Genomic DNA, 13,541 nt, shown 5'->3' with positions numbered 1-13,541 from the left:
TTGGCTAATAGCGCAGCTATCTGGCAACGAAAATGCACCAGGTGACGTCTATGAACAACTAATCCAAAACGCTGGTATGCAGCCGGTGAGCAATATCTTCATCGATCAACTCATGGTTCATCCAGACTCCGGCTTTACCTCCGTTCGTCGCAGCGATCGACACCTGCCGAAAGGGAGTGCTATTATCTCCGGCTGCAAACAAACCTGGTATGCTGGTTTGGCCGAATTCACCGACCTTAATCAGGCCAGATTCGTCGAAATCACACCCAAGTTGGGCTGCCAGATCACTATGTTGCCGAAACGGAATAGGGCTGAAAATGGCGTCCACTTCATGGATCGATCCGTCTGGAAAGCGAAGGTTTTTTAGCTGACCTTGCTGATGCTCGACAGCCGCGATTTCGGTTTCAATAACCGGTATGCCAAGCTGTTGTGTCGTTTGCCATTGCTCAGCTGTTAGGGTGGCAGGGCCGTTTGTAAACAGCGTTAAATCTGAGCTCCAGTGTTGAATAAGCCGCACCATTTTGTGGGCAACATCTCCGTTGGCGATTATGCCAAGTCGTTGACCATGAACTTCATAGCCATGACAATAGGGGCAGTGCAAAACAGATCGTCCCCAGCATTCGGCAAACCCGTCGATTGCTGGCATGATATCGTAAATACCAGTTGCCAATAGCAGTTTGCGCGATCGGACCTGATGCCCGGTTGCGGTTTCCACGGTAAACTCGTTCGACTCGGCTCGGGCTTCTGTTGCCAGATCATTTACGAATGAAACCGTTGGGTAATGCAGCAGTTGCTCTTTGGCGATGGATGCAATCTGGGCGGGCGTTTCACCGTCGCGGGTCAGAAAGCTATGGGAGTGAGGTGTCTGCTGATTGCAGGGCTGGCCACTATCGATGACAAGCACTTTTCTTAACGATCGTCCGAGAAGTAAAGCCGCACTCAAACCAGCATAACTCCCCCCAACAATGACAACGTCGAATGTATCTGTTGTACCCATGATTTCTATATTGTTTTAGCAAAAATACAGCATCGGGTCTACTTATGCAACAATGTTGCATAAGTAGACCCGATGAGCCAACGATTCTGGGTTACTTAAAATAAAAAAAAACGGATTAATTGTATGATTTTCAGTAGTTTAGCTTGTTGTGGCGATCGCCACAAGTATTTGAGATGGTAGTACGAAAACGAATAAAGTTTCTGTTAACGCTTTACAAACCGGGAGTCATTTCCTCGTCAACAGTCTTCGGCTCCGCAGTCAGCCTCTGTCGTTACTTCTGTTTCAAGCGTGGCATGGCCAATGTTACGGTGTAATAATCGATGGCGAACATCAGCCTTAAGAGCCGTTTCGGCACTGTCGGACAGACCGGGTTGTAAGACAAGGTGAGCCGTAAGCGCATTTTCGGTCGTACTCATAGCCCACACATGAACGTGATGCACATCGCGCACACCTGCAACTGTGCGCAGATCGGCCAGCACTGCAGGTAGGTCGATATCGGCCGGAACGCCATCGAGCGAGAGCCGCAAACTATCATTGAGTAGCCCCCAGGTCGAACCCAGAATGACGGCAGCAACAGCCAATCCAATAGCCGGATCGAGCCAGACCCAGCCCGTATAACTGATAACAACACCGGCTATGACCACGCCAAGCGACACCAGCGCGTCGGCTGCCAGATGCAGATAAGCGCCTTTAACGTTCAGATCGTGGTCTTTATCCCGGAAGAACAACAAGGCCGAAGACGCATTGATGAGTATACCAAATCCGGCAACCCAGGCAACGGGTCCACCGGCAACCGGCTCCGGGTGCTTGAAACGCTGGATACTTTCCCACAAAATAGCCCCGATCGTAACCAGCAAAATGACGGCGTTGGTCAATGAAGCCAATACCGTGCTTTTCCGGTATCCATAGGTGAAACTCGGTGTTTGCCGAACACGCGCAAGGCGAAAGGCCAACAGCGAAAGAAGCAAACTGGCTACATCACTCAGATTATGTCCCGCATCAGCAATCAGTGCCAGCGAATTGTAATAGAATCCCATACCGAATTCAACCACTACATAAACCGAATTTAGCACAGCCCCGATAATCAACGCCCGATTAACGGATGTCAGAACCGTAGGGCCGTGGCTATGGCCTGCGTGACTAGGGGCAGAGTCGTGGTGATCGTGAGCCATACTTATAGTTTCAGTTTAATACCTCCGTTGATAATTCGGCCATCGGTTGGCGCATAAATATCCGTTACAAATGTTGGCTGCGTGGGCGTACCACGAACCATCGGTTCAAAACGCGATTGCCGGACATCCAGGAAGTTCTCGAAGTTAATAAAAATGCTCCCAAAGGACCATTTCCGTTCGATCATATAGCCCATCGTCCAGTATGAGCGCGTAATGGAGCCATCCGTGCGTTGTTGCTGACCTGAATAAAATGCTTCAAAGCCGGTTTTCAGCTTATCCGTCTCGTAGAGCGTTGTAAAGTAAAGCCGGTGTTTGGCCGTTAATGGAATCATGCCCGTCAGATTATCGTATCGGCGCTGGGTGTCAATAAATGAATAGCCCAAAAACGCATGAATGTCATGATAGACCAATCGAACATTCGTTTCGAAACCCCGCGTGTTGAGGTGACCTGCGGCCGTACGAAAGGCATAGCCATCGGTCTGGGGACTCAGCACCGTCAGGCGATTCAACTGCGTATAGAAGAACAACTGATTGATCGACAGTGTGGTTTCGTTTCCTAGCTCTGTGCGGTAATTTATATCCCAGTTCAGACCGATGGATGATTCGGTCTGATTGCTCTGGATAGAGCGCAGGTTGACTCCCCGGAACGATAACCGTTCGGCATCTTCCGTAAAAAGGGTTGGGGCTTTGTAGCCCAATCCGCCCCCCAACCGGCTCGACCAGTGTTCTGTAGCGTGGTAGAGCAATGAAAAGCGGGGCAGTAAAAATGCCTTTGGTGAATCTGAATCAGTCGTTCCGCCAACGCGTGTGGTAACAACGTCTCCACGTAGACCCGTTTCCAGGCTCAAGTGTTCCGAGAGCGTCAGCGTATTCTGCACGAACACACCGACAATACTCTGTCGATAGACGGAAGGATCGGCAAAGGTCGACTGAGGGCTGTTGTCGCGAAAACCATCGGTCCAGACATTTAAACCCACGATCCAGTCCGATTTTGGCTGATGTTTGAAGTAACTGAGTTCAGTGAACGATGAATGTTGCAGACCATCGAACCGATAATCGGGCAGAACAATGGCTCGGTTAAAGCTGCTGTAACTGTTTTTTACGGTCAGCACCGCATCATTGGTAAATCGCTTTTCCAGCCGGAATTGCGTCGCTAACCGTCGCGAATCATTGGCCTCCGTATAGCCAGTTGCCGATTCATTCCGGATAGTTGGCAGATAACCACCCGTACGCTGTTCATTTGACCAGATCAGCCCCGCCGATACAGTCATGGTGGCGTTTGGATACCAGAATAGTTTGGGTTGCAGCGTAGTACGGGCCGTTTGGGGCAGATCAGAAAACTGGTCGTGGTTCGGGTCGAAAGCACGTTGCAGATTACGGGTAGCATAAAGCGTAATCCCAATTTTATCGTTTCGCTGGGCATAATACCCATTCAGATCAAGGCCCAGCGCCGACGTGCCGTTGATCAGGAATGACAGGTCGCGTTGACGAGTCGGTTCTTTCGTAACCAGATTGACCAGCCCCGCAATGGCTCCACTGCCATATAACGTAGACTGACAGCCTTTCACCACTTCCACCTGTTTCAGGTTAAGGGGTGGCACCTGCATAAGGCTCAACCCACTCGAAAAACCGCTGTAAAGTGGTAAGCCATCCTGCAACAGTTGCGTGTAGCGACCATCGAGCCCCTGAATCCGGAAGGTTGCATTGGCCGACATAACCGATGTCTGTTGAACCTGAATGCCCGGACTTTCACGTAGAATCACGGCGATGTTGGCCGGTTGCATATTGGCTTTTTCATCGAGTTCTTCGCCGTCAATAACCTCAACGCGAGTTGGTTCGTCGGCTACCGTTCGGCCGCTGCGGGTAGATGAAACGGTAACCTCTTCCAGGGCTTCTTCGGAGGTTTCGAGCGCAAAACGAATTGTATCGCTGATGGGTAAATTAATCGTTTGCGTAACAGACAGGAAACTCACCGCCGATGCCCTGATTTTATAGGAGCCAGCAGTTGGTAGCCGAAGCTGGGCGTTTCCGGCCGTATCGGTAACTGCGCCGTTTGTGGTGCCTATGATCAGGACGGTAGCACCGGGAATCGGTTGGTTTGTGGTCGCGTGGCGTACCGTAATGTGTAATGTATCCTGCCCCTGAGAAGCCGTGGTTCGGAAAACAGCTGCCAGAAGCAATAGGAATAGAAAAACGTTTTTCATGCTGTCGGATGAATACAATGGAACAATTCAGCCAATGGATGATTGGCCGTGATGAAATCCATGAAAAACGGTTATAATTTGGGCGGCTGCCAGACGGATTGAATTACATCCGCATGATTGGGAGACTGATACGCAAAAAACTGACGGATGGGAAAAAGGGTCGTCAGCTTAACCGACAGGCTGTAGCTGAAAATCCGGGGAATGGAAAAGCCAGCGCAGGTGGCGCAGTGGCAAAATGGACTGCAAGGTGCTTTGTGCCCATGATCATGATCGTCGGCCGGATGAGGAACTTCAGTGGTAGACGCGATACGCTCATGCGCATGGCAGTCGGCATCCGGACAGGGGAGACCCGCCAGCAGCAACAGCCAAAACGAAAAAAGGTATACGACCAACTTCATACGCATAAATGTAAAGCATGAGTTAATGCAACAGGTAGTCAAAAACGTTAACAGAAGCAGATAGGGGGCATTATGTTGATTTATTCCTTGTTTTTACCGGGCCAATCCAGTTAGTTTGCCCCAACGTTCTTTGTTTTCCGTCAAACAGGCTATGGTTTTCCTGAGAGCTTCAGGAAATTAAAAAGGAATCGTGTGAGAATCACGAGCAGACGTTGCTACTGTCAGTGACCGTTAGAAAAGGGTTTGCCCTCGATGTCCATTGTTCCAACAGCGGTTCGCCGTTGTGAAGGGATGAGAAGGACGGCAAATACCGTCACAAGCCAGGAGACTTGCCTTAGCCCTGCTGATTGCGCCTACACGCTATTAGGCTTCATCAAGATTGACCGCTTCTTCTTTTCTCTTCTTACGGCGGGGATGGGGGTGGTGTGTCGTGTTGATAAAGTACTGGTAAAGTGATAGGCGTATGGAGTTCGGCAACGAACGCGATCAATCATTTTTATCAATTAACAACATGATCGCACACAATCTCGGCTATCCACGAATCGGTAGCCACCGCGAACTCAAAAGGGCCTGTGAACAGTTGTGGGCTAACAAAATCACGCGTCAGCAATTGCAGGAAATCGGTCGGCAAATCCAACAGACCAACTGGCTGACTCAACAGCAGGCTGGCATTACGCTGGTTCCCTGCAACGACTTCTCGTTCTACGACCAGGTACTGGATATGTCCCTGACCGTAGGAGCCATTCCGAAGCGGTTTCAGCCGCTACTCGACCGGCCCGACGTTGACCGGCTGACGCTTTACTTTGCCATGGCACGCGGGTATCAGCAGGATGGTCTGGACCTGAAAGCGATGGAAATGACCAAGTGGTTCGATACCAATTATCATTACATCGTTCCGGAGTTTACCGCCGATCAGTCGTTTGAACTCTTCTCCAATACGATTTTTACTGACTTTGAAGAAGCGCAACAAACACTCGGCACAACGCCCAAACCCGTATTGATCGGCCCAGTGTCGTACCTGCTTTTGGGTAAAGAAAAAGAATCTGGTTTCGATCGGCTGGATTTGCTGGATCGGTTGTTGCCGGTTTATGAACAGGTATTGACCCACCTTCAGGCGCTGGGAGCTGACTGGATTCAGATCGATGAGCCTTGTCTGTCACTCGATCTGACCGATCGGCAGCGGGAAGCCTTTGCTGTAACGTATAATCGACTGAAAGGCCAGTTTTCCCAACTTAAATTCCTGCTGGCCTCCTACTTCGAATGCTATGGGGCTAATCTGAATCTGGTGGTTCAACTGCCCGTCGATGCCCTGCATCTTGATCTGGTCAGGTGCCCAAGCCAGCTGGAGGACTTATTGAAAACCGATTTCGTCAATCAACAGACCCACCTGTCATTGGGCGTGGTAGATGGGCGCAACATCTGGATCAATGATCTGGAGCGGTCCCTGACTATGATCCAGCGGGCAGCCGCTGTGATAGGAGCAGAGCGCCTGTTACTTGCGCCATCCTGTTCGCTGCTGCATGTTCCCTGTGATCTGAATTCAGAAACCAATGGAAAGAGCCTGACGCCCGAAATAAAGCAGTGGCTGGCCTTCGCCCGGCAAAAGCTGGATGAGGTTTCCACGTTGGTTACACTGTTCCGGGAACCGAATAACGGGCAGGCAACAGAAGCCCTGGCCGCCAATCAGGCCGCTTTGTCTTCCCGCCGACAGTCTCCGCTAATCAACCGCCCAACCGTGCAGGCTCGTCTCGCCTTGATGACAGATCAGGATGCCCGTCGGCATGGAGCGTTCGCCCAGCGCCAGGCTCTGCAACATCATCGACTCAAATTACCATTATACCCAACAACGACGATTGGGTCGTTTCCGCAGACGGATGCGGTCCGGACCAACCGTGCCAAATTCAAAAAAGGCGACAGGACGTTGGAACAGTATGAAGACTTTATTCGAGCCGAAACTGAGCAGGCGATTCGATGGCAGGAAGAAATTGGCCTGGATGTACTGGTTCATGGCGAGTTTGAACGGAACGATATGGTCGAATATTTCGGAGAACTGCTCGATGGATTCGCATTTAGCGAAAACGGATGGGTACAGAGCTATGGGTCACGCTGCGTGAAACCACCTATCATTTACGGAGATGTGTATCGCCCCGCGCCAATGACCGTGCGCTGGTCGCAATATGCCCAATCGCTGACCAATAAGCCGCTTAAAGGAATGCTTACCGGGCCAGTTACCATTCTGCAATGGTCGTTTGTGCGCGACGATCAGCCGCGTCGGGATACCTGTCTACAGATTGCACTGGCGATTCATGATGAGGTTGTCGACTTGGAAGCGGCTGGTATCGGCATTATTCAGATCGACGAACCTGCGCTGCGGGAAGGACTTCCGCTGCGTCGGGAGAACTGGGACGCTTATCTTGCCTGGGCGGTTATGGCTTTTCGGGTGGCGGCTTCGGGTGTTCAGGATCATACGCAGATCCATACGCATATGTGCTATGCCGAGTTCAACGATATTATCGGTGCGATTGCCGGCCTGGATGCTGATGTGATCACCATTGAAACGTCCCGATCGCAGATGGAACTGCTTGACGCGTTCGGGAAATTTGCTTATCCCAACGAAATAGGCCCCGGTGTTTATGACATTCACAGCCCACGTGTGCCAACGGTTGACGAAATGGTTGAGCTTTTACAAAAGGCAACAAATGTCTTACCTGCCCGCAATTTGTGGGTGAATCCAGACTGTGGATTGAAAACACGCCGGTGGTCAGAAACAGCCGATGCGCTGAAAAATATGGTTCAGGCTGCCCAAACAGCCCGCGATTTAGTTACAGAGACAGTGTAACTAGTCATGGCCTTCTGTCCAAACGGGCAGAAGGCCTTAATCGCCCATATTATGGATTTTTGCGGACCATACGACAAACAAGTAGCGAACACCTATCGAGTAACCCAGATCACACCGTTGTGGGGTGGTTGGGAGTTCAGACAGAAGCCAGCGTTATCGACTGGTACAGCGGGTTGGCTGGCGTTGGCGAAAACGTATGATTGGGAGTTGTCAGCTCCAGTCCGTCGTGATTTGATAAGTGGTGAATGGGCCATTGTTATAACGGATACGTCGCAGATTATTCGCTATGTAAATAACCAGTTCGAGCGAATGACGGGTTACAAAAACCACGAAGCAATGGGCCGTCGACCCGATTTTTTGCAGGGAATCAAGACCGATCCCGTGTCGAGGCAGCGGATCAGGAAGGCGATTGACCAGCAGAAGATCGTTGACGAACGAATACTGAATTATCGCAAAGACCAGACAGCATACTGGTGTCATATCATTATCCGTCCCATCGTTAATCGACAGAGACAAGTAGTTAATTTTGTTGCCTTTGAACAGGAAATAGAATCAGATGACCGCTATAGCCATCAATAAACATGAGCATACGACTTGCCCACGCTGTCAACGCTCTTTCGAGTGCCGCGTAGGCAGTATCAACCTGTGTCAGTGTCAGACGCTTACGCTAAGCGATGACCAGCGACAGTATATCAATTCGCTGTATCAGGGGTGTCTGTGCGCAGCTTGTTTGCATGTTCTTCGATCAGAATATAATCAACTTAACCACCAGAAGAAAGTAAATCGACTGCTGCATGGGCATTGACGAAACAACCGCTATTGCGGATCGAATTTCAGCGGCCGAAACGCGCATATTTAAAGCTGTATTTCCCAGTACGACGAACCATTACGACACGCTCTTTGGGGGTACTGCCATGCAATTAATGGATGAAGTTGCCTTTATCACGGCTACACGGTTTGCGCGTAAACGCATGGTTACCGTGTCGTCCGATAAAATCAATTTTACGAAGTCCATCCCGGCGGGTACCATTATTGAACTCGTTGGCCGGGTTGATTATGTCGGCAATACCAGCATCCGAATCGCAGTCGAGATTTATGTCGAAGAGATGTACTCGATGGAACGTCACCAGGCCATTCATGGTACGTTTACTTTCGTTGCGCTGGATGAAGATAAAAAACCAATCCGCATTTTGTAAAACAGGCGATACCGGCAACCGGAGCTTATGAATTATAAAGCCATTACAACCCTCAAGAAAGCGGATACAGAGGGGAGAGTGCCTGAGCACACACTGGATCAATACATCCGAAGCGAACTATCTCAACAGTTAATCAAAGCCCTGACACCCCATTTGCCGATTAATCGCAATGATCATATGCAAGTGCCCAGTGAGAACACGGTCGATTTCAGTACGGAGCTAATTTTTCTGCAACCGCACCAGTGGGAGCAGCTTAAACAATCACTGAACGGTAGTCTGGATTCGTTGTTGCCTGAACAGCAATTCGCGATTCGGCAACTTATCGATGAGGTTGAGAAAGAGTAGACAGGATAGTTTACTGTTCATTATGATGTACTGGATGTCAGCCAGGATGCCGCCAGCATGAGAACCAGGTATTCCCCCTATCAATAGACTGAGTTTCTAGCGCATACTTTAATTTTTCTCCACTTAAAACAGCCAGACCAAAGCGATCATGCTCTATATTTGCTCATCATGAAAAACGTACTGGTCTTTGTACTCCTCGTTGCAACACTGCTGCCAACGGTCAGTCAGTGGGGGACCATTGCGTATTATCATGCCAATAGAGACTATATCGCCCGTGTTTTGTGCGAAAATCGCGATAAGCCCCAACTCCACTGCGATGGCCAATGCTATCTGGCTAAGCAGCTAAAAGCCCAACAGGACAAGCAGGATAAGGAAACCACCGAACGAGTTCAAAATTCGCCCGTTTTGCAGTTGTTCTTTGAGGTTAGTCAACAGTATTCGTTTGGCCCCGTCTGGACGGAGGCTCAGTCAATAAATTTCTTCGAGTATACACGTTCGATTGCTCTGACCCCGTTGATGGGGTTCTTCCGCCCTCCGCGGTTTTAAGTCAAGTCGTTTATCTATCCGTCATTTGGAGCAATTTTTGTCGTGCAGACGCAGGAGCTATTCCTGTCCATGAACTACAAGTGGTTTCTAGTGCGGAAATGATACAAATGGCATCCCTGGGCTTCATCCCAGTAGCCTTCTCCATTTTATTTTCTTGACTTAAACTAGCTTCTCGTGAAAACGTATAAGTTGCTAATAGCCATTGGCATATGGGTTGCGATTGCCTTGGGGGCAACTGCTCAATCCAATCGTCAAGGGCTGATTTTTGACGCACAGACCAAAGAACCCATACCCGGTGTAACCCTGGCGGCTCCCGATGGAAAATCCGGTGTCGTTACGGACGCAAACGGACGGTTCTCACTTACGCCCACTGTTAACGAGGTCATTGTGTCGGCTGTGGGATATCGCCGACAACAAGTGACGTTAACGCCCAATCAGCCCCTACACATCGCTCTTGAACCAGCCGTTGAAGACTTACAGACGGTTGTGGTAACAGGCAATCGGGAAGCCGCGTTGCGTACCGAAACACCGATTGCTATCTCAAAACTGTCGCCCAGACTAATCGAAGAGACAAAGCCGACCAGTATTTATGAGGTGATCAATAAAACACCGGGTGTGCTGATGGTTAACCTGAACAATGAGCAGCACATGATGGCGATTCGGCAGCCGATGACCACCAATGCGTATTTTCTATACCTGGAAGATGGCGTTCCGATTCGGCCAATGGGCGTGTTCAATCACAACGCCTTGCTCGAATTGAATCAGTTTACGGTTAGCTCCATCGAGGTAGTGAAGGGACCAGTATCCTCAATTTATGGGCCAGAGGCAGTGGGCGGAGCCGTAAACTTCATCACCCAACGCCCAACTGCTGTGCCAACTGCCCGAGTGGGCATCCAGTTCGACCAATGGGGATACCAGCGGCTTCAATTTGGTACGGGAGTTCAACAGGGTAAATTTGGTATTTATCTGGGAGGGTTTGTGTCCCAGCAGCGTGATTCCTGGCTGGCCAGCTCTGACTACGACAAGTCTTCTTATTTTGCCCGGCTCGACTATGCGTTTACACCCCGTACGCGCCTGACGGGAACGCTCTCCTACAACGACTACAATTCGCAGACTAGCGGTAGCGTCGATAGTACCGCGTTTTTTGCCCGTCAGTACGTCAGCACAACTGACTTTACCTATCGAAAAACGTTCTCACTCCGTAGTCGCCTGACGCTCGAACAGGATTGGAAAGATGGATCACAATCGTTCATAACGGCCTTTGTGCGGAATAACAGTGTGGGGCAAAACCCCGCCTATGCGATTCGCTGGACAACGGGTTCTTCAACCGCTACGGGGCAAATTAACAGCAACGATTTCAAGAGTTATGGCTTCATTGCCCAGCATACACAAAAGCTAAGTTTTCTGAACAGCAAGCTACTTGTCGGGGCCACACTCGACCTGTCGCCAAATACATATTATGCCTATCAGACCGATATGGCGGCTGAATTACGAGCCGACAAAAAATCAGTTGCGAAATACACGCTGATAAAAGAAAGACCAGACATTCAGCTCGCTAATTATCAGGCCGATATTCACAACATAGCAGCTTATCTGCAATATGATTTCGAGCCATTGCCCAAACTGCGGGTATCGGCGGGGCTCCGCTACGACCGGATGGCCTTCGACTATATTAATGCACTGGATAAGAGTTCAGGCGATAAATCATATAGTCAGGCTACGCCAAAAATCGGGGTCACGTATGATCTGGGAAATGGGAAGGGACCATCCAGTATGGGTCTGTATGCTAATTATTCGAAGGGTTTTTCGCCCCCGGCCCTTACGTCGATTTTCATAAAGCGAACCGTACCAACGGCTTCCGGCGATTTGTTCTACTACAATCTTCAACCAGCCACCTTCGACAATACGGAAATCGGCGGCTGGGCTTCATTGTTCAACAATAAGGTGTACGTTGATGGAGCGCTCTATCAGATGAACGGCAGGAACGAACTGCTCAACATCCGCCAGCCCGATAACTCAACCGACTACCAGTCAGCGGGCCGGACAATGCATCGGGGTGTTGAACTGGGCGTCACGTACCGGCCTTCAAAACAGGTATTCTTCCGGTTTGGAGGGACGCACGTTGTGCATCGGTTTGTGGAATTTACGCTTAGTCAACGGGCATCCGATGCGGTGCAGAACGTTGATGGTAAAGATATGCCTTCGGCTCCTCGCACCCTCTGGAATACGGAGATCAGTTACTATCCGGCCTGGCTGAAAAACTTCCGGATGTCGGTAGAATGGCAGCACGTGTCGAGCTGGTTTCAAAATCAGACCAATACGGTTAGCTATGGTGGCTATGACTTTGCCAATGCACGAATCGGGTATCAATGGAAGGGTATTGAACTGTATTCGAACCTACTCAATGTTACCGATGCGCTATTCGCCACAAATGCAACACGGGGCAATAATGCCACTGATCGAACCACCTATACCCCGGCAGCTCCCCGCACATTTGTGTTCGGCATTCAGTATAGTTTTTCCGGTAAATGACAATGCGGCCGGTTCGCTTGGACTGGCTTCCATAAACCATAAACAACATGACATACTCATTTCTAATCGCTCTTCTTGGTTGGTTGATGGCCTTTGCACCGGCTACCGAAACAACCGTTTCTAATCCACAATTCGTTGGTGCAACCCCTCGTCTGACGACCGATGCGGTCGGAAATCCACTCCTGAGCTGGGTGGAAAAAGACGGGGAAAAAGGAACTGCATTCTACTTTGCTATATCGGCGAATGATCGTGGCGACGGAACGGCCCCCGCATTTGGTCCGAAAATTCGTGTGAAAGCGCCGGCAAACATCGCTGCCCACGCGGAAGGAATGCCTAAAATTGCGGTCAAAGCAGATGGTACGCTCATCGCCATTTTTGAAGTACCGCGCCCTACGTCAGCGTCGCGCTTTGCTGGTGATTTACTGTACACCATGTCAACCGATCAGGGCAAAAACTGGACGGAACCGAAGCCAGTTCATCAGGATGCAACGCCGGGGAAAAGCCATTCGTTTGCGGATATGGCGCGTCTGTCTAACGGTGAAATCGGTGTAGTGTGGCTTGATGAGAAATTGCCCGGTCTGGAAGGCCGTCCGGTCGTATTTGCTCAGACTGCCGAAGGCAAAGGGTTCGGCCCGGCTGTGCTGGTGGATAATAATGCCTGCCAGTGTTGCCGGACGAACGTATTTGTCGATGCCAGGAAAAACATTCATCTGACGTATCGCGACCTGATCCCTGCCACCAGATCGGGTGAGGTTGCTTCCCGCGACATCAGTACGGCTGTTTCGACCGACGGCGGCAAAACGTTCAGCAAACCGCAGCTTGTATTTGCCGATCATTGGCAGGTGAATGCTTGTCCACACGCGGGGCCGGTAGTAACTGAATTGGGCAATGATCTATTGATGACGTGGTTTTCGGGAAAAGAAGACGCGCCAGGACTTCGATTGGCCCGGTTAGGTTCCGAAAAGTTGGTGGCAAGCGTATTGACGAGCCGGGCGAAACATCCGCAGGTAGCAACGGCGAATGGGCGAATCGTTTGGCTCTGGGATGAATCGGTTTCTAAAGACGGCTCTGGCGAAATGGGGTCATTTGTTCAGCGGATCGGGATGCGAACGGTATTGGGAAAGGACGTGGGTTCAACAACGTACCTGACAACCGAAACTGCCGATGCGATGTATCCGGCTGTGCTGGCCACGAAAAGAGGTCTACTTATTGCGTATGAACAGACAACAAATTCGCAGAATACGCTGATAGTGACCCGGTTAGTGGATACACTATAGAATTGGTTCTGGCAGGTTGGTAAACAGGCAACCGA

Annotated in this window: 12 protein-coding genes and 1 riboswitch; of the genes, 8 read left to right on the top strand and 4 right to left on the bottom strand. The window is 50.3% G+C overall.

Features of this window, described 5'->3' with window-relative positions:
* Window positions 1-58: 58 nt before the first annotated feature.
* From G8759_RS27605 to G8759_RS27590, 4 genes are all read right to left on the bottom strand, one after another.
* A complete protein-coding gene (locus G8759_RS27605) occupies window positions 59-997 on the bottom strand; it encodes an NAD(P)/FAD-dependent oxidoreductase (protein ID WP_167215733.1) in 939 nt (312 codons plus the stop codon).
* Between the two features lie 236 nt (window positions 998-1,233).
* Window positions 1,234-2,169, bottom strand: a complete 936-nt coding sequence (locus G8759_RS27600; RefSeq protein WP_167215731.1) for a cation diffusion facilitator family transporter — start codon at window positions 2,167-2,169, stop codon at window positions 1,234-1,236.
* A 2-nt stretch (window positions 2,170-2,171) separates the two neighbouring features.
* Window positions 2,172-4,373, bottom strand: a complete 2,202-nt coding sequence (locus G8759_RS27595; RefSeq protein WP_167215729.1) for a TonB-dependent receptor — start codon at window positions 4,371-4,373, stop codon at window positions 2,172-2,174.
* 71 nt (window positions 4,374-4,444) lie between these two features.
* Complete coding sequence (locus G8759_RS27590; protein WP_167215727.1) at window positions 4,445-4,771, bottom strand: DUF6660 family protein; 327 nt, start codon at window positions 4,769-4,771, stop codon at window positions 4,445-4,447.
* A gap of 135 nt (window positions 4,772-4,906) precedes the next feature.
* Window positions 4,907-5,122: riboswitch (cobalamin riboswitch) on the top strand.
* A gap of 160 nt (window positions 5,123-5,282) precedes the next feature.
* Between G8759_RS27590 and metE the strand changes: the two genes are divergently transcribed.
* From metE to G8759_RS27550, 8 genes are all read left to right on the top strand, one after another.
* Window positions 5,283-7,610: a 5-methyltetrahydropteroyltriglutamate--homocysteine S-methyltransferase gene (gene metE, locus G8759_RS27585; protein ID WP_167215725.1), complete on the top strand. Its 2,328-nt coding sequence runs from the start codon at window positions 5,283-5,285 to the stop codon at window positions 7,608-7,610.
* A 51-nt stretch (window positions 7,611-7,661) separates the two neighbouring features.
* Window positions 7,662-8,189, top strand: coding sequence for a PAS domain-containing protein (locus G8759_RS27580; protein ID WP_167215722.1), 528 nt, complete (start codon window positions 7,662-7,664; stop codon window positions 8,187-8,189).
* Window positions 8,167-8,415 (top strand): cysteine-rich CWC family protein, encoded by a 249-nt coding sequence (locus tag G8759_RS27575; RefSeq protein WP_232073968.1) that lies wholly within the window; start codon window positions 8,167-8,169, stop codon window positions 8,413-8,415. Before G8759_RS27580 ends, G8759_RS27575 begins: the two co-directional genes overlap by 23 nt.
* Window positions 8,405-8,806, top strand: a complete 402-nt coding sequence (locus G8759_RS27570; RefSeq protein ID WP_167215719.1) for an acyl-CoA thioesterase — start codon at window positions 8,405-8,407, stop codon at window positions 8,804-8,806. The genes G8759_RS27575 and G8759_RS27570 overlap by 11 nt, the downstream gene beginning before the upstream one ends.
* 27 nt (window positions 8,807-8,833) lie before the next feature.
* Window positions 8,834-9,151, top strand: coding sequence for a hypothetical protein (locus tag G8759_RS27565; RefSeq protein WP_167215716.1), 318 nt, complete (start codon window positions 8,834-8,836; stop codon window positions 9,149-9,151).
* Window positions 9,152-9,319: 168 nt separating this feature from the next.
* A complete protein-coding gene (locus tag G8759_RS27560; RefSeq protein WP_232073967.1) occupies window positions 9,320-9,697 on the top strand; it encodes a hypothetical protein in 378 nt (125 codons plus the stop codon).
* Between the two features lie 174 nt (window positions 9,698-9,871).
* Complete coding sequence (locus tag G8759_RS27555; RefSeq protein WP_167215713.1) at window positions 9,872-12,229, top strand: TonB-dependent receptor; 2,358 nt, start codon at window positions 9,872-9,874, stop codon at window positions 12,227-12,229.
* A 47-nt stretch (window positions 12,230-12,276) separates the two neighbouring features.
* On the top strand, window positions 12,277-13,506 hold the full coding sequence (locus G8759_RS27550) for a sialidase family protein (RefSeq protein ID WP_167215710.1): 1,230 nt from the start codon (window positions 12,277-12,279) through the stop codon (window positions 13,504-13,506).
* The last annotated feature ends 35 nt before the right edge of the window (window positions 13,507-13,541 follow it).

It is taken from the genome of Spirosoma aureum, from assembly GCF_011604685.1.
GTDB lineage: Bacteria > Bacteroidota > Bacteroidia > Cytophagales > Spirosomataceae > Spirosoma > Spirosoma aureum.
This window is presented reverse-complemented; position numbering and strand designations above follow the sequence as displayed.